The following is a 22,229-nucleotide window of genomic DNA, read 5'->3' on the forward strand; positions in this document are numbered from 1 at the left end:
TCCCTCTGTGATCACCGTCGTCAGGATCCTGGCTCGCCGCGTCCTGCTGCTCGTGCCGCTGATGCTCGGCATCGTGCTGTTCGTGTTCCTGGTCATGCGGTTCTCGGACGTCGACCCGGCGTCCGCGTTCTTCCAGGGCGCCAACCCCACGCCCCAGCAACTGCATGACTTCCGCGAGCAGAACGGCCTGCTGGATCCGCTCCCCGTCCGCTACGTCGCCTTCGTCGGCGACCTGCTCCACGGCGACATGGGCATCAGCGCCCTGACCCGGGCGCCGGTCGTCGACCAGGTCATGACCGCGCTGCCGCTGACCATCCAGCTCACCTTCCTGGGCCTCGGCATCGCGGTCGTGCTGTCGCTGCTCGGCGGCGTCACCGCGGCCATCTACCGCGACCGGCTGCCCGACCAGATCATCCGCGTCGTCTCCCTCACCGGTGTCGCGGCCCCCGCCTTCTGGCTGGCGCTGCTGATGATCCAGTACCTCGCCGTCGACCTCGGCTGGTTCCCGACCGGCGGCTACATCAACCCGGCCGACTCCTTCACCGGCTGGCTGAAGACCATGACCCTGCCGGCCCTCGCGCTGTCGCTGCCGGTCGCGGCGCAGCTGACCCGGATCGTGCGCACGTCGGTGGTGGAGGAGCTGGACAAGGACTACGTGCGGACCGCGATCGGCAGCGGCCTGCCGCCGCGGGTGGTCGTCGGCCGGAACGTGCTCCGCAACGCGCTCATCAACCCGCTGACCGTCCTCGGTCTGCGGGTCGGCTACCTCCTCGGCGGCGCGGTCATCATCGAGACGATCTTCTCCCTCCCCGGGATGGGGAAGCTGATGATCGACGCCGTGAAGAACGGTGACCCGGCGGTCGTCCAGGGCGTCGTCATCACCACGGCGATCGGCTTCGTGGTCGTCAACCTCGTCATCGACATCCTGTATCTGCTGGTCAACCCGCGACTGCGGGAGGCGACATGACGTTCAACCGCAAACGGCTGGCCGACGCGCTGTCCCGGCCCGGCATCCGGCTGCGCGGCTGGCGCAAACTGCCGCTGCTGTCGAAGGTGGCTGTCTGCTTCCTGGCCGTCGTGGTCCTGGTGGCGCTGTTCGCCCCGCTCCTCGCCCCGCACGACCCGCTCGACCAGCAGCAGCCCGTCGACGGCACCGGACACCCGTCCGCCGGGCACTGGATGGGCCAGGACAGCCTCGGCCGGGACATCCTCAGCCGGCTGATGTACGGCGCCCGCTGGTCGCTGGCGATCGGGCTCGGCGCGACCGCGCTCGCGCTCGTGGTCGGGGCCCTGATCGGTGCCGTCGCGGCCACGTCCCGCAAGGCGGTCGACGAGACGCTGATGCGCTGTCTGGACGTGGTCATGGCGTTCCCGGGCATCGCGCTGGCCGCCGTGCTGGTCGCGGTGTTCGGCGGCGGCATCACGGTCCTGATCTGCGCGATCGCGTTCCTGTTCACACCGCCGGTGGCGAGGGTCGTACGGGCGAACGTCCTCGATCAGTACGGCGAGGACTATGTGACGGCGGAACGGGTCATCGGCGCCCGCACGCCGCACATCGTCATCCGGCACGTGGCGATCAACTGTGCCGCGCCGGTGCTGGTCTTCTGCACGGTCCAGGTGGCGGAGGCGATCGTCTTCGAGGCGTCGCTGTCCTTCATCGGAGCCGGTGTCCGTCCGCCCGACCCGTCCTGGGGCAGTGTCATCGCGGACGGCAAGAACATGGTGCTCACCGGCGGCTGGTGGGCGACCGTCTTCCCCGGGCTGCTGATGCTCGTGACCGTGCTCTCGCTGAACATCCTCTCCGAGGGGGTGTCGGACGCGTGGGCGGCACCGTCGGCGCGCGAGGTCGACGTGAAGGAGGAGCACGACCGCCTGGAGGCCCCGGAACCGGGCAGCGGCGAGGTGCTCCGGTTGCCCGGTCTGACGGAGGCGGCGGCCCGGCTGCGGTCCCGGGCCCGTCCGTTGCCGCAGGGGCGGCAGCCGGTGCTGGCGGTGGAGAACCTGGCGATCGGGTTCGAGGGCCGTCACGCCGGCGTGGACATCGTGGACGGCATCAGCTTCGAGGTGCAGCCCGGTGAGGTGCTGGGGCTGGTCGGCGAGTCGGGCTGCGGGAAGTCGCTGACCGCGCTCACGGTGATGGGGCTGGAGCCGAAGGGCGCCCGGGTGCGCGGCCACGTCCGCTTCAACCAGCGGCAGCTGGTGGGCGAGCCGATGCGGGTACGCCGCAAGCTGCTGGGCCACGAGATGGCGATGATCTACCAGGACGCCCTGTCGTCCCTGAACCCGGCGATGACGATCCGCTCGCAGCTCAAGCAGGTCGTGCGGCGCGGCGGTCGTCGTAGCCCGCGGGAACTGCTGACGATGGTCGGCCTCGACCCCGAACGCACCCTGCGCAGCTACCCGCACGAGCTCTCCGGCGGCCAGCGCCAGCGCGTCCTGATCGCCATGGCCCTGTCCCGCGATCCGAAGCTGATCGTCGCCGACGAGCCGACGACCGCACTGGACGTCACCGTGCAGGCGCAGATCATAGAGCTGCTGCTCAGGCTGCGGGAGGAGCTGGGCTTCGCGCTGATCCTCGTCTCGCACGACCTCGCGCTGATCTCCGACGTCACCGACCGGGTGGTCGTGATGTACGGCGGGCAGATCGTGGAGACCGGCGTGACCGCCGACCTGGTGGAGGCGCCGGCGCATCACTACACGCGCGGCCTGCTCGGCAGTGTGCTGTCGCTGGAGTCGGCACAGTCGAGGATGACGCAGATCAAGGGCGTGGTCCCCTCCCCCGCGGACTTCCCGGCGGGCTGCCGCTTCGCGGACCGGTGCCCGCTGGCGAGCGAGGTGTGCCGGACCATGGCCCCCGTCCTGGCGGGTACGCGGACACATACGGCGGCCTGCCATCACCCGGCGGTCCTTCTGGCGCCGACGGACCGCTCGGAGAGTGAGGCGGTGACATGAGTGCGAACGAGATGAACGCGGGTGGGATGAACACGGGCGCGATGAGCCCGGGTGACGTGACCGTGGTCAAGGTGACCGCGGGCGATGTGCCCGTGGGCCCGGACGAGCCGAACACGCTGGTGCGGCTGTCGGACGCGCACGTCGTGCACAAGGCCCGCAGCGGCGGCCTCTTCACCCGGGACAGGGTGTACGCCCTGACCGGCGCCGACCTCACCATCGCGCCCGGCGAGACGGTGGGCGTGGTCGGTGAGTCGGGCTGCGGCAAGTCGACGCTGGCGAAGGTGCTGGTGGGGGTGCAGCGGCCGACGTCGGGGACGGTGTCCCTGCGGGGGCGCGACCTGTGGTCGATGACGCCGGGCGAGCGCAGGACCGCGGTGGGCGCCGGGACGGGCATGATCTTCCAGGACCCGTCGACGGCGCTGAACCGCCGGCTGCCGGTCCGCCAGATCCTGCGGGACCCGATGGATGTGCACGAGCGCGGCACGAGGCGCGAACGCGAGGACCGCGTACGGGAGTTGATGTCCCTGGTCGGCCTGCCCCGCGCCCTCGCCGACGCCCTGCCCGGCCAGCTGTCGGGCGGTCAGCGCCAGCGCGTCGCCATCGCCCGCGCCCTGGCCCTGGACCCCGACCTGGTGGTGGCGGACGAGCCGACCAGCGCGCTGGACGTGTCGGTCCGCGCCCAGATCCTGAACCTCCTGCTCGACCTCAAGGAGCGCCTCGGACTGGCCCTGGTGTTCGTCTCGCACGACATCCAGACGGTACGCCGGATGAGCGACCGGGTGATCACGATGTACCTGGGCCGGATCGTCGAGGAGTCCCCGGCGGCCGATGTCACGGACGGCTCCCGGCACCCGTACACCCGCGCGCTCTTCTCCGCGACCCCCGGTCTGCTGGACCCCATCGACCCGATCCCGCTGGTCGGCCCGGTCCCGTCGGCGACGCGACCGCCGAGTGGGTGCCCCTTCCGGACCAGGTGCTGGAAGGCGGACGGGGTATGTGCGGACGCGATGCCGGACTTTACGGCCGCGTCGAGCCCCGAGCATCGTTACAGGTGTCACCATCCAGTGGAGGAGGGCGAGGCCACGCGAGACCTCGTACGACAGAGTCACCTTTCCAGGGAGCCTTGATCATGATCCCCACCCCGCTCACCGGTGTCGTCCCGCCCGTCTGCACACCCCTGACACCGAACCGCGAGGTGGACGTACCGTCCCTGCGCAGACTGATCGACCATCTGATCGAGGGCGGGGTGCACGGCCTGTTCGTGCTCGGCTCGACGTCGGAGGTGGCGTATCTGACGGACCGGCAGCGGCGGGTGGTGGTCGAGACGGCCGTGCGGCACGTCGGCGGCCGGGTGCCGGTGCTGGCCGGCGTGATCGACATGACGACGCCGAGGGTGCTGGACCATGTGCGGGAGGTGACGGAGGCGGGCGCGGACGCGGTGGTGGCGACGGCGCCGTTCTACGCCCGTACCCATCCCGCCGAGATCGCCCGCCACTACCGTCTGATCGCGGCGGCGGCGCCGGTCCCCGTGGTGGCCTACGACCTCCCGTCCGCCGTCCACACCAAGCTCCCCGCCGAGGTCGTCCTCGACCTCGCCGCCGAGGGGGCGCTGGCCGGTCTGAAGGACTCCAGCGGCGATCTGGCCGGTTTCCGCGAGATCGTCATGGGGGTGCGCGGCCAGTCCGGTCTCAAGGGCTTCAGCGTCCTGACCGGTTCGGAACTCATCGTCGACGCGGCTCTCGCGGTCGGGGCGGACGGGGCGGTGCCGGGGCTCGCCAACGTCGATCCCGCGGGGTACGTGCGTCTCGACCGGCTGCACCGCTCCGGTGACCGGGAGTCGGCGCGGGCGGAGCAGGAACGGCTGTGCGCGCTGTTCGGCATGGTGACGGTCGGGGACCCCGGGCGGATGGGGGGCAGCTCGTCGGCGCTGGGGGCGTTCAAGGCGGCGCTGTACCTGCGAGGGGTGATCGACTGTCCGGCGACGGCGGAGCCGCAGGTGGCGTTGTCGTCGGAGGAGGTGGAGCGGGTGGGGAAGTTCCTGGCCGGGGCGGGGCTGCTGTAGCCGGTTCGTCTCGCCCCCGAGGGGGCCTCGGGGCGTCGTCCAGGGGGACGAGCCCCCTGGACGGTTCCCGGAGAACTACTCCAGGTCACCCACCGCCAGACGTCGGAACTCGATCGTCTCGTACGTCCCCGCCACCCCCGTCTCGTACAGGATCCCCACCGTCTGCCCATCCAGCCGCACCAGATCCGAGTACGCCGCCCGCTGCTGGGACAGCGTCAGCGCCCGCGTGAAGGTCGCCCCGCCGTCCGTGCTGCGCCACACCGCCATCGACTGACGGGCCGTGGGGACGGACGGACCGGAGAACAGCAACAGCCCCTTGCTGCGGGAGAGTTGGAGGGCGCTGCCCTCCACGACCGGCACGTCGTTCAGGGACGGCTGCACGGTGTACGGACGGTCCAGGCTCTCCCCGCCGTCACTGGAGACACTGTCGAGGCGATTGCCCGCGCTCGTGCCGTTCTGGTCGCGTGAGTTGAAGTACACCCTGCCGTCGGGGAGTTCCGCGGCGGTGGACTCGTTGGCGTTGCTGTAGCCGTCGTAGGTGGCGTCCACGAAGCCCGTCTGCCAGGTACGCCCGCCGTCGTCGCTGTAGATGGCGTGGGCGCCGTAGTACTTCGCCTCCTGACCGGTGTCGGAGGACCCCGCCGCCGGAGCGATCGAGTGGTTCGAGGGGACGACCAGCCGCCCCGCGTACTTGCCGTGCCGGAGCGCGATCGCGTGGCCCGGCCCCGTGGCGTACCAGCGCCAGTTCGTCCGCTTCACGGCGTCCGTGATGTCGCGCGGAGCGGTGAACGTACGGCCGTCGTCGGCGCTGCGCTGGACGAACACCCGGCGGCTCTGCTCCGCCGTCGCCTCGCCCCGCATGATCTGCGCCTCGGTCACGTCCCCGCTGTTGTAGGAGGTGACCAGCACGACCGCGCCGGTGCGCGGGTCCACCACCGGCGCCGGATTGCCCCGGGTGTCCCCTTCCCCGGCGGCGACCACGCTCAGCGGGCCCCAGGTGCAGCCGCCGTCGAGGGACCGTCTGGCGACGACATCGATGTCGCCGGTGTCACCCGCCCCGTCGTGCCGGCCCTCGGCGAAGGCGAGCACCGTGCCCCGCGCGGTCGTGACCGTCGCCGGGATGCGGTAGGTGTCGTAGCCGTCCTCCCCCGAGACATAGGGGACGGAGGAGGTGCAGCCGGGAGCCGCGGAGGCGGTGCCGGCGGCGGTGAGCGGTGTGGTCAGGAGTACTGCGGTGGCCAGGAGTGTGCGGCTCAGGATGGTCATCGAGCTCCTTTTGACGGAGGGTCAGACATAGACCTTCCGTCACAGGCTCCCCGGTGTCACCATCCCTGACTCATACGCCAAGACGACCGGCTGCGGCCGGCCCCGCGCCCCCGGTTGACCCTTGACGCGGCTGACGTGCGTCTTCACCGCCCGTGGGATACGTCCCAACGCAACGATGGTTTCCGGTTGTTGAGCCCGCGCGCGACCAACGTCAGCACTTCGTGTTCACGCTCGGACAGTCATTCCCGGGGGACGACGACGCGGGTGCCTTTCACCGGCCGCCGTCGCCCCGGATCACTCTCCCGGAGTACCGCGGCGAGGGTCAGTCGCAAGGGGTGGCGCTGCGGACCGCGTCGATGATCGCCGGGCCGGCGATGCCGTCCCACATGATGGCGGTCACCTTCGAGCAGAACACATAGGAATGGCTGCCCTCGACCTTGACCGGGCCCGCGTACTGGGTGAAGAGGCCCTCGTCGACCTTGCAGGTGGCGTTGACGCGGTTCGGGCACAGCTTCAGCTTCATCTTCATGCCGCCGGGCATGTTGTTGTCGAAGACGGCACAAGCGCCGGAGAAGCCCTGGCTGTTGGACTTGGTGTAGGTGAACAGGGTGCCGAAGCGGCGGGAGTCGGGCAGGCGCTCGGCGACGTGCAGCCGGTAGCCGGAGCCGCACAGCGTGGCCGTCGCCCTGACAGCGGCCTTCTCCTGCTGGGCGATGGCCTTGGTCTTGGCGGACGCGGCCGGCGTGAACTGCACGGTGGTCCCCGGTACGCGCAGTTCTTCGACGGTGGGCGTGGCGGCGGTGGCCGCGGGCGTCACGAAGGCGGACGCGAGCAGCGCGGCGCCGACCGCGAGCGTGCGAACGAATGCACGGGTCATGGTGGTTCCCCCTGGAAAGCTTCAAAGCCCCGCCGAAACATGTGCAGTTGCACAGCAGGGCGGTTGAACGGTCAGCGAAACCATACCTGTCGGCGATCTTTCCGCTACCCCGAGCCCGCGTGGTGTGCGTCACATGTGACCGCGCTGTGAAAATCGTGATGGCAGACAATGGCAGTGACTGATACGTTCCACACGACCACTGAACCGAACATCGGTTCCCACTGCGCGCTTTTCACGGGGGAATGCTGCGCTATGTCTCGCGAGGCTCTGCGAGTCACCTTCTTGCCCGTTGCACACATCTGCACGGCACGGCCACAACCTGACCAGTACGGCCGGTGACCCTACGCGACCACGAGGCTCGCGCGACCTTCGCTCTCTCCTTCGCTGACAACGCCTCGCGTGCCCTTTGCAAGGGAAACGCTCAACCCGTAGGAAGAGACTTCACGTTGATACGCAACGCGCTGCTCCGGCGTGTGCGGATACCGGTGGCAGCAGCCCTCACCATGGCGCTGTCCGCCGGTGTCGCCACGACGCAGGCATACGCTGCGGCCGACCCACCGGGGGAAGCCAAGGGCTGGTCGGCACCGACCGCCCGCGATCCGGGCACCAAGCCCGGCGACCAACCCACGGCAGTCCCGTCGGACCGCCGTGCGGACGTACTGGGCGAGGACTACCGGGATTCGTCCGACCGGGCCTTCACCACCTCCGGTGACGGCACCGGCTTCCATCTCCTCGTCGCGGACGAGAGGCAGGGGTACGCCTGGAAGACGGCGGCGACCCTGTCCGAGCCCGGCTTCGACAGCGACGCCTGGATCGGCAACGCCTGTCTGACCGAGTCCGGGAAGTTCGCGGCCGTCGCGTACGCGCCGCGCACCTTCACCAACAAGCCCGAGCTGATGACGCGCGGCGCCTTCACGGCCGTCGTCGACCTGACCGACGGCAAGGTCACGAAGCTGCCGTTCCAGGCCACGCTCGGCTACTTCTCCCCGGGCTGCGGCCAGGGTGAGCAAGCGGTGTTCACAGCGCTGACGGACGACCGAGCGGCGAAGAACCAGACCCGGCTGATCACGGTCGACGCCAGGACCGGACAGTCCGTCACCCGGCAGACGGTCACCGGGCAGGTCACCTCGGCCGTGCCCACCGACCAGGGCATCGTCGCCGCCGCCGGCCGTCACATCGTGTCCGTCAAGGACGGCAGGACCCGGGACATCGCCACCACCAAGGCCTGGCCGTTCCAGCTCAAGGCCGACGCGGACGGCGGTGTCACCTTCATCGACGCCGACCCCAAGGCGGCGAAGGCACGCGGCGCCGCCGCGGCGGAGAACACGGCCACCGTCTCCCGTGTCAGCGCCGGGCAGATCAAGAAGTCCGACGGCCGGAGCAAGCCCGCCGGACTCGCGCGCGGCAAGCTCGACGAGTTCGACCTCACCGCCACCCCGTCGGGCACGGTGTACGTGACCGGCAAGGCCGCCGCCGGCTCACGCGCGGCGAGCGGCGTGCTGCGCAACCCCGGCGGCATCGACAAGGACGCCCGGGTCTCCAGCCGGGGCGAGGCCGTCGTCACCTCCCGCTGGGCGGACGGCAAGGACTCCCGGATCCGTCCCGAGGAGGCTCTGGAGGCCCGCACCGTACGCACCACGGTGAAGGCGCTGGACACCCGCAAGACCATCGTCCTGGACGCTCCCCCCGGCTCCGACCCGGTCGGCGATCAGCGCGAGGTCACCCAGGGCACACAGACCAGCCCGGTCCTGCTCGCGCAGGGCGCCGGGCCCGGCCGCTCCACCCGGGCGGCGGCCAACGACACCGTCGAAGCCGACCGTTACTGCTCCGTCCCGCGCAACGACCCCAAGAAGCAGGCCTTCCAGCCCACCCCGCGCCAGGTCGAGTGGGCCGTCGACCAGGCCGTCGTCGGCAAGCTCAACAAGAGCGCGACGCGGTCGGCGAACTGGAAGAACACCGGCATGGCGGCCTACGCCCCGCAAACGCTGTTCCCGCTGACGCCGCTGACCGGCGGATCCGGCGAGGACTGGCACGTGCCCGCGACGGTGCTGCTCGGAATCACCGCGCAGGAGTCCAACATGTGGCAGGCGACCCGCCTCGCGGTGCCCGGCGTCACGGCCAACTCGCTGATCGGCAACTTCTACGGCGTCGAGTACGCCTCGAACGGCCAGCAGCAGGACCCCTGGGCGATCGACTTCGCCGAGGCCGACTGCGGCTACGGCATCACGCAGGTCACCGACGGCATGCGGATGCACGGCAAGGAGAAGCCGGGCGAGCAGCCCAAGACCACGGTGCAGCAGGAGGCCGTGGCGCTGGACTACGCGGCGAACATCGCGGCGGGCGTGAACATCCTCATCGAGAAGTGGAACACCACCCGCAAGGACGGCCTGGAGATCAACGACGGCCATCCGAAGTACATCGAGAACTGGTTCTACGCGCTGTGGGCGTACAACTCCGGGTACTACCCCAAGTCCGCCCCGCAGAACGGCAAGTGGGGTGTGGGCTGGACCAACAACCCGGCCAACCCGCTGTGGAAGGAGAACAGGACCCCGTTCCTGGAGAACTCCGCGGGCAAGGACGACTACAGCCACGCCTCGCACCCGCAGGACTGGCCGTACGAGGAGAAGGTGATCGGCTGGGCCGCCCGTCCGATCGCCGCCATGTTCAAGCCGGGTGACATGCAGGCCGGCTACCGCGCCGCCTGGTGGAACTCCAACGACGCCCGCACCTCCGCCAAGCCGCCGATCTTCACCTTCTGCGGCCCGCAGAACGACTGCGTGCCGTCGAAGATCACCGACGGTGCCTCCAACGATGACGGCAAGGGCCCGTGCGCGCTGCCCGGTGACCCCCACAGCGACAACCCGCTGTACCTGAAGTGCTGGTGGAACCAGCGGGTCGCGTGGAAGAACTGCACCACCGAGGCCCGGTGCGGCAACGCGATCCACCGGTTCGACGACACCTATCCCGAGCAGCCCGACGAGAGCTCCTACCCGCCGCGCTGCAACACCGGCCTGCCGGCCGGGTCCCTGATCGTGGACGACCTGCCGAACGGCACCGTTCCTGCGGGATCGTCGGGACGTACCTGCGCGGTGGGCTCGAAGGGCACCTTCCAGTTCACCTTCGCGGGCGAGGGCGGCAAGTACCCGTCCAAGATGGACCTGCACCAGATCGGAGCGGGCAACAACAACCACTTCTGGATGGGGCACACCCGCTGGCTGGCGACCGCCGACGGCAAGCGGCTGAACATCTCCGGCAAGTGGACGCTGAGCGGCACCCAGCGCGGCTGGATGCGTGTCTTCGTGCACATGCCGGACCACGGCGCCCACACCCGGCAGGCCGCGTACCGCGTCGGCGGCACCGACTCCAAGTCGCCGGTACGCGTGCACCCGCAGCGGATCCGCGCGAACAAGTGGGTCGACCTTGGCGTCTTCAACTTCACCGGCACCCCGTCGGTGAGCCTCGACACCGACGCCCAGGACGGCACCGGGGACGAGGACATCGCCTGGGACTCCGTGGCCTTCCAGCCGCTGTCGGCCAAGCCGAAGGACTTCGTGGTCGCCATGGGCGACTCGTACTCCTCCGGTGAGGGCGCGTCCGAGGGCAACCGGGACTACTACCCGGAGACCAACTACCTGGACGAGCAGAACGACAAGACCCGCAACGCCTGCCACCGCTCCACCCAGGCGTGGTCGCGCCAGGCGAAGATCCCGGGCCGCACACAGTCCATCGGCGCCCTGGCCGACAGCTACGGCACCGCCATGGACTACCACCTGATCGCCTGCTCCGGCGCCCGCACCTACAACATGGTGCACAACGGCGTGGTGCAGTCCAACGGCGGTGAGCTGCCGCAGATCGACAAGGGCTACATCGACCAGCACACCACCCTGGTCACCCTCTCCATCGGCGGCAACGACGCCCGTTTCGCGGACGTCATCCAGAAGTGCCTGGTCGCGTTCAACGGCGGCAACTGCAAGGACAAGACCTTCGAAGAGGGCGACGTCGATCAGTCCGTCGGCGGCCGTGACCGCAAGTTCATCGGACAACCGCTGGAGAAGGCCGCGACCGGCGTCATCAACGAGATCGTCCGGCCGGACATCACCAAGGTCCTCACGGAGATCGCCGCGAAGGCACCCAACGCCAAGATCGCGCTGATGGGTTACCCGCCGCTGATCGAGGACCGGGGCGCGTGCCTGAGCGTCACGATCCCGGGCATCGGCCAGATCGGGCTGTCCGCCTCGTCCACGGACTGGCTGGGCAGTGTGGCCGGATCGCTCGCGACCGCCATGCAGGGCGCTGTGGACGACGCCAAGGCCAAGGGCGTGAAGGCCTGGTTCTCCAACCCGAAGCAGAACTTCGCGGGCAAGGCCGTCTGCGGTGACCCCGAGACCGTCCACGGCATCGTCAAGACGCTCGTGGACTCGGACCAACCGGCCACGGACTACCCGATTCTCAAGAACTACGGACTGTCCGCCCAGTCGTTCCACCCGAAGATCGGCGGCGCCCGCCTCTACGCCGACTCCCTGGAGCGCACTTTCACCGGCATGGGCCTGTAGCCCACCGCCTCCACCCTGAGGAGCACCGATATGAAGAAGGCCGTTTCCACCGCACTGGCGACCGGCACCGCCGCCCTCGCCCTTCTCGCCCTGACCGCGGCGCCGGCCTCGGCGGCGAGCGCCACCTCGAGCTTCGAGCTGACGTTCCCCGGCAACAAGCCGCACTCCCTCTACAACGTCGAGAACACCGCGACGCACTCCGGCCAGATGACCGGCAAGTCGGTCGTGTGGTGGCAGATCATGGTGGACCAGGTCGAGGACAACTCCAAGAGGTTCACCAGCTTCAAGATCACCACGCGGATCGAGGAGCGTCTGACCAAGACCACCGAGGACCACGTCGTCACGTCGAAGACCTGCGACCTGACCAAGCTCGTCAACGACAACTACTCGTGGTTCGCGATCGAGCCCGCGAACACCTGCGTCGCGCCGTCCACCACCTACGACGGTGAGCTGTGGTGGTCGACGGACTCGACGATCGTGTACGACATCGAAGGTGACGGCAAGGGCGCCTTCACCAAGGAACTCCAGGGTTCGCCGCTGGTGCACGGCTGACATCCGTATGACGCCGGGGCCTGAGTACGCGTACTCAGGCCCCGGCCCCGATTTCGAGGGAAGCTGGTCCCCATGACCGACCCCGGCTCCGGCCTCGGCCCCGGACGGCCCTCGGGCCTCCCGCAGTTCCGCGGTGCCAATGTGCCGCCCCCGCGCACCGGACGCCGGTGGCTGCCCGTCGCCGGGGACATCGCGCTGGCCGTCGGGCTGCTGGTCCTCGACGTCGTCGGGACGATCGTGGCCGTCCTGGCCGGCATCGACTACAGCGGCTGGCAGCCGTTCGACCCGGCCGCGGACAACTCCGACATCAACCTGACCCCGAACTGGCTGTACGTGGGCATCGCCGGCGGCGTGATCCTGCTGACGGCGGTTCTGCTGTACCGGCTGCGCGCCGTCGTCAGCGCCTGTCTCCAGGTGCTCGTCGCCATCGTCGTCCTGCTGATCGCGATGAGCGGCACCCAGTTCGACGAGGAGCGCGGCGCTCGGGCCGAGGCGCCCGTGTCCGGGCCCGACATCCGGCAGCCTCTGACCGCCGTGCGCTAGGAAGGCGTCCGTGCCGCCGCCGCCAGCAGCCGGGTCACATCCTCGCCGCAGATGGTGAGGGCGGCGCCGACCGTCGCGAGGACGTCGCGCTCGGCGGGTGTGTAGGGGCCGTCGGCCAGGGCGATGCGGGCTCCCTGGAGGAGGATCGATTCACGGCCGGCGGGGGCCAGGTGCGGGGCGAGGGGGTCCAGGGCCTCGTGGAGCTCTATCGCGAGGCCGGCGCCGCAAGGCTCGGAGAAGACCCGTCCGGTGTCGGCGGCCAGGGCCTCGACCAGCGCGTTCAGCTGGTCCTCGGTGCAGTCGTCGAAGCCGGCCGCGCGCACCGTGGCAGCGGCGGTCTCCAGGGACGGACGGGCGCAGGTGCCGCCCGCCGCCAGTACCGCGAGGGCGACGGTGTGGACGGCGTCGCGCAGCATCGCGGAGAAGCGGGTGGTCGTCGGGTGATCCAGGGCGTCGGTGCCGAAGTGGCGGCGGCAGGCGGCGCACTCCACGACGGGCGCGCTCTCGCCACGGGGCAGCACCGGCACCCCGAGGAAGGTGAAGCGGCGCTGTCCGCTCAGCCGCTGGTAGTTGCGGTCCCCGCCGCAGCCCGGGCAGAAGAACTCCCCGTCACCCACGGCCGACCATGCGGTGCGGGTGCCCAGGATGCGCGCAAGCCCGGCGGCACGGCCGTTTCGTCCCCGTCCTGGCAGCACGTCGCACCTCCGCGAAACCCCGCGGCAACGTCGCCGCGCTTGCGTGATGTTAGCCACATCACGCGCGTGGAGTCAGCACCCTGGACGAGACCTTTCCGTGACCTGCACAGGCCAATGGCCGAAAACGGACGGCCCCGCCCACCGGGAATCGGCGAGCGGGGCCCTCTGAACAGCGGCCGGGCAGCGCCCGGCAACGGGCGTGGGAACTGCGCGACCGGCCCCCGACGCTGCCGGGCCGGACCCACGACCTACCGCGGCACGACCTACCGGTGTCCCCCGGCGGAGCGCCCCGCCCGGTTGACGGCCGAGACGACGGCCTTCAGCGAGGCACGCGTCGTATTGGCGTCGATCCCGATACCCCAGAGCACCTTGCCGTCGATCGCGCACTCGATGTACGACGCGGCCTGCGCGGACGCGCCCTCGCTCATCGTGTGCTCCTGGTAGTCCAGCAGCCGGGCGTCGATGTCGATCTTCGTCAGGGCGTCGAAGAAGGCCGAGATCGGACCGTTGCCGGTACCGGTCAGGACGGTGTCGACGCCGTCGACGGTGGCCTCCACCTTCAGCGTGTCCACGCCGTCGGTGTCCGTCGTCGACTGGCCGTTGCGGACCTGGATCCGGCCCCAGGGGTTCTCCGGGTTCGGCAGGTACTCGTCCTGGAACACCGCCCAGATGTCACCGCCGGTGACCTCGCCGCCCTCGGCGTCCGTCTTGGCCTGGATCAGCTTGGAGAACTCGATCTGCATCCGGCGCGGCAGGTCCAGCTTGTGGTCGTTCTTCAGGACGTACGCGATACCGCCCTTGCCGGACTGCGAGTTGACCCGGATGACCGCCTCGTAGGAGCGGCCGACGTCCTTCGGGTCGATCGGCAGGTACGGCACCGCCCACTCGATGTCGTCGACGGTGACCCCGCGAGCGGCCGCGTCGGCCTCCATCGCGTCGAAGCCCTTCTTGATGGCGTCCTGGTGGGAGCCGGAGAAGGACGTGTAGACCAGGTCGCCCACGTACGGGTGGCGCGGGTGGACCTCCATCTGGTTGCAGTACTCCCACGTACGACGGATCTCGTCGATGTCGGAGAAGTCGATCTGCGGGTCGACGCCCTGGGAGAAGAGGTTCATGCCCAGGGTGACCAGGTCGACGTTGCCGGTGCGCTCGCCCTGTCCGAACAGACAGCCCTCGATGCGGTCGGCGCCGGCCATCAGGGCCAGCTCGGCGGCGGCGACGGCCGTACCGCGGTCGTTGTGCGGGTGGACCGACAGGCAGACGTGCTCACGGCGGGACAGGTTGCGGCCCATCCACTCGAAGCGGTCCGCGTGCGTGGACGGCGTCGAACGCTCCACCGTGGCGGGCAGGTTGAGGATGATCTCGCGCCCCGGACCGGGCTGCCAGACGTCCATGACCGCCTCGCAGACCTCCAGCGCGAAGTCCAGCTCGGTGTCGGTGAAGATCTCCGGGCTGTACTGGTAGCCGAACTCGGTCTCCGGGCCCAGCAGCTTCTCGGCGTACTCCATGACCAGCCGCGTGCCGTCCACGGCGATCTGCTTGATGTCGTCCTTGGAGCCACGGAAGACCACGCGGCGAAAGACAGGAGCCGTGGCGTTGTACAGGTGGACGGTCGCCCGCCTGGCGCCCTTCACGGACTCCACGGTCCGCTCGATCAGGTCCTCGCGGGCCTGCGTCAGTACGGAGATCGTGACGTCGTCGGGGATCGCCCCGGGCTCCTCGATGATCGATCGTACGAAATCGAAGTCCGTCTGGCCCGACGCCGGGAAGCCGACCTCGATCTCCTTGTAGCCCATCTTGACCAGCTGGTCGAACATCCGGCGCTTGCGCTCGGGCGACATCGGGTCGATCAGGGCCTGGTTGCCGTCGCGCAGGTCGGTGGAGAGCCAGCGGGGGGCGGTGGTGACACGCCGGCCCGGCCAGGTCCGGTCGGGGATGTCGACCTGCTCGTAGCGGCCGTACTTGTGGATCGGCATGGTGCTGGGCTGCTGGCGGTTCGCCATGTCTGCGGGCTCCTCAGGATGTCCGGAAGGACGGCCGACGACGCAACGCGAAGCTCCGCGGGGAGGGAGTCGACCTGGACTACAGGCCCTCGCCGCGGCAGCTAAGAAGAAGCAGCCCGAAACGCATGATGCGAAGCATGCTAGCCGAGCCTCTCCGGATGCGGGGCGCTGTATCAGTATGCGGAACCGGTGGGACGAATAGGGCAAATGTGCGCCATACCACTTCGTCACAGAGAGTGCGGCTCCCTATCCGTATATTTCACCAATCATGGTTGCGGCTAGTGACAGCCAGCTAACGCAGTGCAAGGGTGCCGCACATGACGACAAACGGGGGCTTCGAGCCCGTCTTCTGCACCGTCGTACCGCCCCACGTCCTCGACAAGCTGGCCCGGAACGACGACCCCGCACTCTCCGGCCCGGCTCGCCGGACCCTGATGCGCGACAGCGAGCTGCGCGGCAGGCGCCGTGTCACGACCGAGTTCGCCCTCGCCGCCGCCCCGACCGCCAAGGCCCCGTCGGACCAGCCGCTGCGCACCATCTACGACGCCCGGCACGGCACCGCCCTGCCCGGCACCGAGGTGCGTGCCGAGGGCGCCGACCCCGGCCGGGACGCCACGGTCAACCGCGCCTACTCCGGCCTCGGCGCCACCTTCGACCTGTTCCTCAAGGCGTACGCCCGCCACTCCATCGACGGCGACGGCCTGCCCCTGGACGCGACCGTCCACTACGACGAGAACTACAACAACGCCTTCTGGAACGGCGAGCAGATGGTGTTCGGCGACGGTGACGGCGAGATCTTCCTCGACTTCACCATCCCGATCGACGTCATCGGCCACGAGCTCACCCACGGCGTCACCCAGTACACGGCCAACCTGACGTACTACGGCCAGCCGGGTGCCCTGAACGAGTCCATGTCGGACGTCTTCGGCGCGCTGATCAAGCAGTACACACTCGGCCAGACCGCCGCCGAGGCCGACTGGCTGATCGGCGCGGGCCTGCTCGCCCCGAGCGTCTCCGGCAAGGCCCTGCGCTCCATGAAGGAGCCGGGCAGCGCGTACGACGACGACGTGCTCGGCAAGGACCCGCAGCCCGCCACGATGGACGACTACGTCCGCACCGGGCGCGACAACGGCGGTGTCCACATCAACTCCGGCATCCCCAACCACGCCTTCTACCTGGCCGCCACCGCCCTCGGCGGCCACGCCTGGGAGAAGGCGGGCCAGATCTGGTACGACGTCCTGACCGGCGGCGAGCTGTCGGACCGTGCCATGTTCACCGACTTCGCGAAGCTGACCGTCAAGGCCGCGCGCGAGCGCTTCGGCGACGGCGGCGAGGAGCTCCAGGCCGTGCAGAAGGCGTGGGAGCAGGTCGGGGTGCGGATCCCGTGACGGCGTACTAGACAGGGACCCATGCGTATTTTGGTACGGCGCACGGGCGGATTCGCGGGCATCGAGCGGCACGCCGAGGTGGACACCTCGGGGCGGCCCGACGCCCAGGAGTGGCAGACCCTGGCCGAGAGCGCGGTCGCGTCCGGCCGGGGCACGCCTCCGATCGGGGTTCCGGACGGGTTCAGCTACCAGATCACCGTGGACGGCAGGACGGTGTACTGCTCGGACCCCCGGCTCACCGACGAGCAGCGCAAGCTGATCTCCAGGGTGCTGAAGGAAGGGGCGTAACAGGCAGTTCACGCCCGGCCGTTGACTTCCCTTACCGCCGGTACGGATGATCCGGCGCATGGCGATCGATGAGCGCGGTGCGACGACACCGATACCCCGGTTCCCGGCCGGTTTCCTGTGGGGCGTCTCGACGTCCGCCCACCAGATCGAGGGCGCGGTGGACGAGCGCGAGCGGTCCGTGTGGGACGCCTTCACGGCCGAGCCGGGAACGGTGAAGGACGGCTCCACGGCCGAGGTGGCCTGCGACCACTACCACCGCTACCGCGAGGACGTGGCGCTGCTGGCCGGCCTGGGCGTGGACGCGTACCGCTTCTCGATCTCGTGGCCGCGGGTGAACTCGCCGAAGGGCCTCGACTTCTACGACCGTCTGGTGGACGAGCTGTGCGCCGTGGGCGTGGCGCCGGTGCCGACGTTGTTCCACTGGGATCTGCCGGTCGCGCTGGACTGGCTGGAGCGGGACACGGCCGCCCGTTTTGCCGAGTACGTGTCGGTGGTCGCCGAGCGGCTGGGCGACCGCGTCCAGAAGTGGATCACCCTCAACGAACCCGCAGAGCACACCCTCCTGGGCCACGCCCTCGGCACCCACGCGCCCGGCAGGCAGCTTCTCTTCGACGCCCTCCCGGTCGCCCACCACCAACTCCTGGCCCACGGTCTCGCCGTACGGGCCCTGCGCGCGGCCGGCGCCAGGGACATCGGGATCGCCAACTCGCACGGGCCGACCTGGCCGGCGTCGGAGGAACAGGCGGACAGGGAGGCGGCGGACTTCTACGACGTGCTCCTGAACCGCCTGTTCGCCGATCCGCTCCTGTTGGGTGAATATCCGGCGGGGCTGGGCGAGTTGATGCCGGGCGACGTCGAGGCGGACCTGAAGGTCATCGCGGAACCCCTCGACTTCTACGGCGTCAACTACTACGCGCCGACCCGCGTGGGCGCGCCGCAGGGCACCGAGATCGAGTTCGGCGGGGTGCGCATGCCGGCCGAACTGCCCTTCTCGGTACGGGAGATCGAGGGGGTGCCGACGACGGACTTCGGCTGGCCGGTGGTCCCCGAGGGCCTGACGGAGCTGCTCACCGGCTTCCGTGAGCGCTACGGCGACCGGCTGCCGCCCGTGGTCATCACCGAGAACGGCTGCTCCTACGAGGGCGTCGACGACCAGGCGCGGATCGCCTACCTGGACGGCCACATCCGTGCCCTGCACCGGGCGGTGGAGGCGGGGGTGGACGTCCGCGGATACTTCGTCTGGTCGCTGCTGGACAACTTCGAGTGGGCCGAGGGGTACGCGCGCCGTTTCGGGCTGGTACACGTCGACTACGAGACGCAGGCGCGCACGCCCAAGGCGTCGTACGGCTGGCTCCGGGACGTGCTCCGGGCGCGGGGATGACGGTCGACGCCCTCGCCGAGCCCACGGACCGGGTCGGCCGGGGCTGGACGGCGGCGCTCTCGCTGGCCAACGTGGCGATCTGGGTGGGCTGGTACGGCCCGCTCCAGATCCTGCTGGCCCAGCAGTCGGAGGACTTCGCACCCGGTACGGGGATGTCGAAGGAGACCCTGCTGGCCTGGGTGACGGGCGTGGGCGCGGCCGTGTCACTGCTGGCCAACCCGTTCTTCGGCGCCCTGTCGGACCGCACCACGGCCCGCTGGGGGCGCCGTACGCCGTGGATCGTGGCCGGGGCGGCGGGCGGTGCGCTGTCGCTGCTGCTGCTCGCGGGGGCGGACGGGCTGTGGACGATGGCGGTCGGCTGGTGCCTGGTCCAGCTGACGCTGAACGCGGCCTTCGCGGCGGTCACGGCGGCCGTGCCGGACCGGGTGCCGCGCCGGCAACGGGGCGTGGTGGGCGGCTGGCTGGGGGCGGCACAGATCCTCGGGGCGGTCGCCGGTACGGGGCTGGCGACGGCGGTGGGCGGGATCGCGGCGGGGTATGCGGCGTGCGCGGTGTTCACGGCGGCGGGGGTGCTGCCGTACGTCCTGCGCTACCCGGACCTCCGGCTGGGGGTCGCGGACCGGCCGGTGTGGGACCGGCGCTCGTTCGCCCGCGGCTTCTGGCTGAGCCCGCGCCGCTACCCGGACTTCGGCTGGGCCTGGCTGACCCGTTTCCTGATCAACCTCAGCAACGCGCTGGTGCTCCTCTACCTCCTGTACTACCTGCGGGACCGTCTGCACCACGACGACCCCGAGCAGGGCGTGCTGATCCTCACCGCGGTGGACAGCGTGGCGCTGCTGGCGACGGTCGTGGTGGCCGGCGTGTGGTCGGACCGCGTGGGCCGCCGCAAGCCCTTCGTGCGGTGGTCCGGGGCGCTGATGGCGGCGGCCACGGCCCTGCTGGCCGTTTGGCAGACCTGGCCGGGCGCGATCGTCGTGGCGGCGCTGCTGGGCGTGGCCCTGGGGGTGTTCATGTCGGTCGACTTCGCCCTGATGACGGACGTCCTGCCGAAGGCCCTGGACCGGGGCAAGGATCTCGGCGTCATCAACGTGGCCAACGCCCTGCCCCAGGTCGCGGCCCCGGCCCTGGCCGCCCCGATCGTCACCTACCTGGGCGGATACCGGGTGCTGTACCTGGTGGCGGCCGGGGTGGGGCTGGCGGGGGCGGTGCTGGTGGGGCGGATCCGGGGCGTGGAGTAGGGGGCCGCCGGGAGGGGGCGGGAGTCCGCCCCCTATTCCAGGAACTCCCCGTCCACGTACACCCAGGCCCCGTCGACCCGCTCGAACCGGCTCCGCTCGTGCAGCGAGCCGCCCCGGTACGAGGCGCGGAAGGTGACGGTCCCCGTGGTGTGGAAGGCCGACCCGTCCATCGTGCCGAGGATCTCCAGCCCGGTCCACCGCATCCGCGGATCGAGCTCCAGCCGCTCGGGCCGGGTCCGCGGATGCCAGGTCCGCAGCAGGTACGGCACATCGCCCTTCACGAAGGCGCTGTAGCGCGACCGCATGAGTGCCTCGGCGGTCGGGGCGGCGGCGCCGGAGAGGTAGCGGCCGCAGCACTTGTCGTAGGGCTGGGACTGCCCGCAGGGGCAGGAAGGCGTGCTCATGCCGACCATTGTGCTGGGCGTGGCCTGTCCGGGGGCTGGAGCCGGCCGGTGGTCAGGGATGCGTCCAGGCAGCCCGGCAGGGGCCACCGGCGGTCCGGTCAGAGGGCTCCGGCGTCCCTGGCGGTGTAGACCGACGGGTACACCGGGCGGTACCCCAGCTCCCGGCGGATACGGTCCGTGGAGGTGATCGTCTGCCACGGGTCGGGGTCCGTGCGGTCGTACAGGTCGGCGGGGACGTCGACGCCGTTGAGCTGGTGCAGCTCCACCGCGGTGACGGGGGCGTCGTCCGCGATGTTGTAGACGCGGCCGGCGATGCCCGGTGCGTGCAGGATGCGCAGCAGGGCCTGGGCGACGTCCACGTGATGGCCCATCTGGAGCCGCTGGGCGGCCGCCCAGTTCCGGGCCCACATCAGGACCTGGCCGAGGTGCGGGTCGCCCTCGCCGTAGACGAAGGGGAGCCGGCCGACCCGCACGTCCAGGTCCTCCAGGGCGAGCAGCTCCCGCTCGGCCCGCGCCTTGGACTCGGGGTAGGCGCCCCACATCGATCCGCCGGGCCGGCTCTCGTCGTCCTCGGTGAGCGGGCGGCCCCGCCCCGTGCCGTACACGAGTCCGGTGCTGACCTGCACGAAGCGCCGCACGCCGGCCGCCCGCGCGGCGCGGCCCAGTTCCACGGCCGCGTCCCGGTTGACCGCCCACGCCTCCTCGTCCGGCACCCCGCGGAAGGCCGCCGCCACGTTCACGACCGCGTCCACCCCGGCGACCGCCTTGCCGAGCGCCTCCGCGTCCCGCAGGTCGCCGACCACGACCTCGGCGCCCAGCTCGGCGAACGGCTCGCCCCGCGCCGAGTCCCGCACCAGCACCCGTACCCGCTCCCCCGGCCTGGCCTGGGCCAGCAGCCTCGGCACGAAGCGCCGGCCGACCTGTCCCGTCGTACCCGTCACCAACGTCAGCATGATCTGCTCCTCTCGTCACCGACCAGCCTCGGACGGGGCCGGGGCGAGCGGGAGAGACCCGTTGATCAGGGGATCGGCAGTCCCTGGATAACGCGCCGCCGCCGGCGCAGGCTGGAGAGGTGAACCGAGCCGAACTCGCCGACTTCCTGCGCCGCGGCCGCGCCCGCCTGGCCCCCTCGGACGTGGGCCTCACAGCGGGCTCCCGGCGTCGTACGCCCGGTCTGCGCCGCGAGGAGGTGGCGCAGCTGGCGGGCATGTCGGTGGACTACTACACCCGGCTGGAACAGTCCCGGGGGCCTCGCCCGTCCCGTCAGATGCTGACCGCGCTGGGCCGCGCGCTGCGCCTGACCGACGTGGAGCAGGACCACCTGTTCCACCTGGCCGGCGAGGAGCCGCCGCGGCGCGAGACGGCGTCGGCGCATGTCCGTCCGGGGCTGCTGCTGATCCTGGACCGGCTGCACGACACACCGGCGCAGGTGGTGAACGACTGCGGTGAGGTGCTCGCGCAGAACGCGATGGCCAAGGCGTTGGTCGGTGACGTGATGTCCCGCCCGCCCCGCGAGCGCAATCTGGTGCGTCTCTTCTTCCTCGACCCGGCCGCGCGCACGCTCTTCCCGCCGGAGGATCTGGAGAGCCACGCGCGCACCCAGGTGTCCACCCTGCGCGCGGTGGCCGCCGCCCGGCCCGACGACCCGGAACCGGCCGCGCTGGTCGCCGAACTGCGCGCGGGGAGCGCGGAGTTCGCCCGGCTCTGGGACGAGCACGAGGTGTCCCAGCGGAACCGGGCGACCAAGCGGTTCGCGCATCCCCTGGTCGGCCTGCTGGAGCTGGACTGCGAGGTCATGATCAGCCACGAGCACCACCACCTCCTGGTCGTCCACTCCGCCCGCCCCGGCACGGAGGCCTACGAGCGGCTCCAGTTGCTCCGGGTGGTGGGATTGCAGGACCTCTCGCCCAGCAAGAGCTGAACCACATCCGGAAGTTGACCCTCCAGTAATGGAGGCCGGAATTCACCCTTGCCGACCCTCGTCCCACGCGCATCAATGGGAACGACGGTTCCGACGGACCGTCAGA

18 protein-coding genes are annotated in these 22,229 nt (G+C 70.5%); 12 read left to right on the plus strand and 6 right to left on the minus strand.

The features are described 5' to 3' along the window. Positions 1-7: 7 nt before the first annotated feature. The 4 genes from ACIQWG_RS10605 (at position 8) to ACIQWG_RS10620 (ending at position 5,014) form a co-directional block, all read left to right on the plus strand. Entirely contained in the window at positions 8-967 is a 960-nt protein-coding gene (locus ACIQWG_RS10605; protein ID WP_404092959.1) for an ABC transporter permease, read from the plus strand. Further along, positions 964-2,952 carry a dipeptide/oligopeptide/nickel ABC transporter permease/ATP-binding protein gene (locus ACIQWG_RS10610; RefSeq protein ID WP_404092962.1) on the plus strand — a complete coding sequence of 663 codons (1,989 nt, stop codon included), beginning with the start codon at positions 964-966 and terminating at the stop codon, positions 2,950-2,952. The genes ACIQWG_RS10605 and ACIQWG_RS10610 overlap by 4 nt, the downstream gene beginning before the upstream one ends. Before the next feature lie 119 nt (positions 2,953-3,071). Next, the gene (locus tag ACIQWG_RS10615) at positions 3,072-4,079 is read left to right on the plus strand and encodes an oligopeptide/dipeptide ABC transporter ATP-binding protein (RefSeq protein ID WP_404093556.1); all 1,008 of its coding nucleotides are present in this window, start codon (positions 3,072-3,074) and stop codon (positions 4,077-4,079) included. Then, positions 4,079-5,014 (plus strand): dihydrodipicolinate synthase family protein, encoded by a 936-nt coding sequence (locus ACIQWG_RS10620; protein WP_404093559.1) that lies wholly within the window; start codon positions 4,079-4,081, stop codon positions 5,012-5,014. Before ACIQWG_RS10615 ends, ACIQWG_RS10620 begins: the two co-directional genes overlap by 1 nt. A 75-nt stretch (positions 5,015-5,089) precedes the next feature. Here ACIQWG_RS10620 and ACIQWG_RS10625 read toward each other — a convergent pair whose 3' ends face one another. Next, the gene (locus tag ACIQWG_RS10625) at positions 5,090-6,280 is read right to left on the minus strand and encodes an exo-alpha-sialidase (RefSeq protein WP_404092965.1); all 1,191 of its coding nucleotides are present in this window, start codon (positions 6,278-6,280) and stop codon (positions 5,090-5,092) included. 322 nt (positions 6,281-6,602) lie between these two features. Next, complete coding sequence (locus tag ACIQWG_RS10630; RefSeq protein WP_404092967.1) at positions 6,603-7,157, minus strand: hypothetical protein; 555 nt, start codon at positions 7,155-7,157, stop codon at positions 6,603-6,605. A gap of 485 nt (positions 7,158-7,642) precedes the next feature. On the opposite strand from ACIQWG_RS10630, the gene ACIQWG_RS10635 reads away from it, so the two are divergent. From ACIQWG_RS10635 to ACIQWG_RS10645, 3 genes are all read left to right on the plus strand, one after another. Beyond that, positions 7,643-11,710, plus strand: a complete 4,068-nt coding sequence (locus tag ACIQWG_RS10635; RefSeq protein ID WP_404092969.1) for an SGNH/GDSL hydrolase family protein — start codon at positions 7,643-7,645, stop codon at positions 11,708-11,710. A 30-nt stretch (positions 11,711-11,740) separates the two neighbouring features. Further along, on the plus strand, positions 11,741-12,262 hold the full coding sequence (locus ACIQWG_RS10640; RefSeq protein WP_404092971.1) for a hypothetical protein: 522 nt from the start codon (positions 11,741-11,743) through the stop codon (positions 12,260-12,262). 72 nt (positions 12,263-12,334) lie between these two features. Continuing rightward, positions 12,335-12,805, plus strand: coding sequence for a DUF6234 family protein (locus ACIQWG_RS10645; RefSeq protein ID WP_404092973.1), 471 nt, complete (start codon positions 12,335-12,337; stop codon positions 12,803-12,805). Here ACIQWG_RS10645 and ACIQWG_RS10650 read toward each other — a convergent pair. Together ACIQWG_RS10650 and leuA are read right to left on the minus strand one after the other, a co-directional pair. After that, positions 12,802-13,500 (minus strand): TerB family tellurite resistance protein, encoded by a 699-nt coding sequence (locus ACIQWG_RS10650; RefSeq protein WP_404092976.1) that lies wholly within the window; start codon positions 13,498-13,500, stop codon positions 12,802-12,804. The two genes, ACIQWG_RS10645 and ACIQWG_RS10650, sit on opposite strands and share 4 nt — an antisense overlap. 263 nt (positions 13,501-13,763) lie before the next feature. Then, positions 13,764-15,503 carry a 2-isopropylmalate synthase gene (leuA, locus tag ACIQWG_RS10655; RefSeq protein ID WP_404092979.1) on the minus strand — a complete coding sequence of 580 codons (1,740 nt, stop codon included), beginning with the start codon at positions 15,501-15,503 and terminating at the stop codon, positions 13,764-13,766. 317 nt (positions 15,504-15,820) lie between these two features. On the opposite strand from leuA, the gene ACIQWG_RS10660 reads away from it, so the two are divergent. Genes ACIQWG_RS10660 through ACIQWG_RS10675 form a run of 4 tightly spaced genes read left to right on the plus strand, consistent with a single transcriptional unit; the run spans position 15,821 to position 19,798 of the window. Then, complete coding sequence (locus ACIQWG_RS10660; protein WP_404092981.1) at positions 15,821-16,891, plus strand: M4 family metallopeptidase; 1,071 nt, start codon at positions 15,821-15,823, stop codon at positions 16,889-16,891. A 21-nt stretch (positions 16,892-16,912) separates the two neighbouring features. Next, entirely contained in the window at positions 16,913-17,179 is a 267-nt protein-coding gene (locus tag ACIQWG_RS10665; RefSeq protein ID WP_404092984.1) for a protealysin inhibitor emfourin, read from the plus strand. 46 nt (positions 17,180-17,225) lie between these two features. Next, the gene (locus ACIQWG_RS10670; protein WP_404092987.1) at positions 17,226-18,560 is read left to right on the plus strand and encodes a GH1 family beta-glucosidase; all 1,335 of its coding nucleotides are present in this window, start codon (positions 17,226-17,228) and stop codon (positions 18,558-18,560) included. Next, positions 18,557-19,798, plus strand: coding sequence for an MFS transporter (locus tag ACIQWG_RS10675; protein WP_404092989.1), 1,242 nt, complete (start codon positions 18,557-18,559; stop codon positions 19,796-19,798). The genes ACIQWG_RS10670 and ACIQWG_RS10675 overlap by 4 nt, the downstream gene beginning before the upstream one ends. A gap of 32 nt (positions 19,799-19,830) precedes the next feature. Here the strand turns inward: ACIQWG_RS10675 and ACIQWG_RS10680 are convergent, their stop codons facing one another. Together ACIQWG_RS10680 and ACIQWG_RS10685 are read right to left on the minus strand one after the other, a co-directional pair. Continuing rightward, positions 19,831-20,202: a YchJ family protein gene (locus tag ACIQWG_RS10680; protein ID WP_404092991.1), complete on the minus strand. Its 372-nt coding sequence runs from the start codon at positions 20,200-20,202 to the stop codon at positions 19,831-19,833. Between the two features lie 98 nt (positions 20,203-20,300). Continuing rightward, positions 20,301-21,155, minus strand: coding sequence for an NAD-dependent epimerase/dehydratase family protein (locus ACIQWG_RS10685; RefSeq protein WP_404092994.1), 855 nt, complete (start codon positions 21,153-21,155; stop codon positions 20,301-20,303). A 119-nt stretch (positions 21,156-21,274) separates the two neighbouring features. Between ACIQWG_RS10685 and ACIQWG_RS10690 the strand changes: the two genes are divergently transcribed. Beyond that, positions 21,275-22,123 (plus strand): helix-turn-helix transcriptional regulator, encoded by an 849-nt coding sequence (locus ACIQWG_RS10690; protein ID WP_404092997.1) that lies wholly within the window; start codon positions 21,275-21,277, stop codon positions 22,121-22,123. Positions 22,124-22,229 lie beyond the last annotated feature (106 nt).

The sequence above is a fragment of the Streptomyces sp. NPDC098781 genome (assembly GCF_044759995.1).
In the GTDB taxonomy this organism is placed as follows: domain Bacteria; phylum Actinomycetota; class Actinomycetes; order Streptomycetales; family Streptomycetaceae; genus Streptomyces.

Coding starts and splice junctions, on each gene's coding strand:
- leuA (WP_404092979.1), bottom strand. CDS start 15,503: ATGGCGAACCGCCAGCAGCCCAGCACCATGCCGATCCACAAGTACGGC.
- ACIQWG_RS10675 (WP_404092989.1), top strand. CDS start 18,557: ATGACGGTCGACGCCCTCGCCGAGCCCACGGACCGGGTCGGCCGGGGC.
- ACIQWG_RS10660 (WP_404092981.1), top strand. CDS start 15,821: ATGACGACAAACGGGGGCTTCGAGCCCGTCTTCTGCACCGTCGTACCG.
- ACIQWG_RS10630 (WP_404092967.1), bottom strand. CDS start 7,157: ATGACCCGTGCATTCGTTCGCACGCTCGCGGTCGGCGCCGCGCTGCTC.
- ACIQWG_RS10665 (WP_404092984.1), top strand. CDS start 16,913: ATGCGTATTTTGGTACGGCGCACGGGCGGATTCGCGGGCATCGAGCGG.
- ACIQWG_RS10645 (WP_404092973.1), top strand. CDS start 12,335: ATGACCGACCCCGGCTCCGGCCTCGGCCCCGGACGGCCCTCGGGCCTC.
- ACIQWG_RS10670 (WP_404092987.1), top strand. CDS start 17,226: ATGATCCGGCGCATGGCGATCGATGAGCGCGGTGCGACGACACCGATA.
- ACIQWG_RS10640 (WP_404092971.1), top strand. CDS start 11,741: ATGAAGAAGGCCGTTTCCACCGCACTGGCGACCGGCACCGCCGCCCTC.
- ACIQWG_RS10610 (WP_404092962.1), top strand. CDS start 964: ATGACGTTCAACCGCAAACGGCTGGCCGACGCGCTGTCCCGGCCCGGC.
- ACIQWG_RS10625 (WP_404092965.1), bottom strand. CDS start 6,280: ATGACCATCCTGAGCCGCACACTCCTGGCCACCGCAGTACTCCTGACC.
- ACIQWG_RS10685 (WP_404092994.1), bottom strand. CDS start 21,155: ATGCTGACGTTGGTGACGGGTACGACGGGACAGGTCGGCCGGCGCTTC.
- ACIQWG_RS10680 (WP_404092991.1), bottom strand. CDS start 20,202: ATGAGCACGCCTTCCTGCCCCTGCGGGCAGTCCCAGCCCTACGACAAG.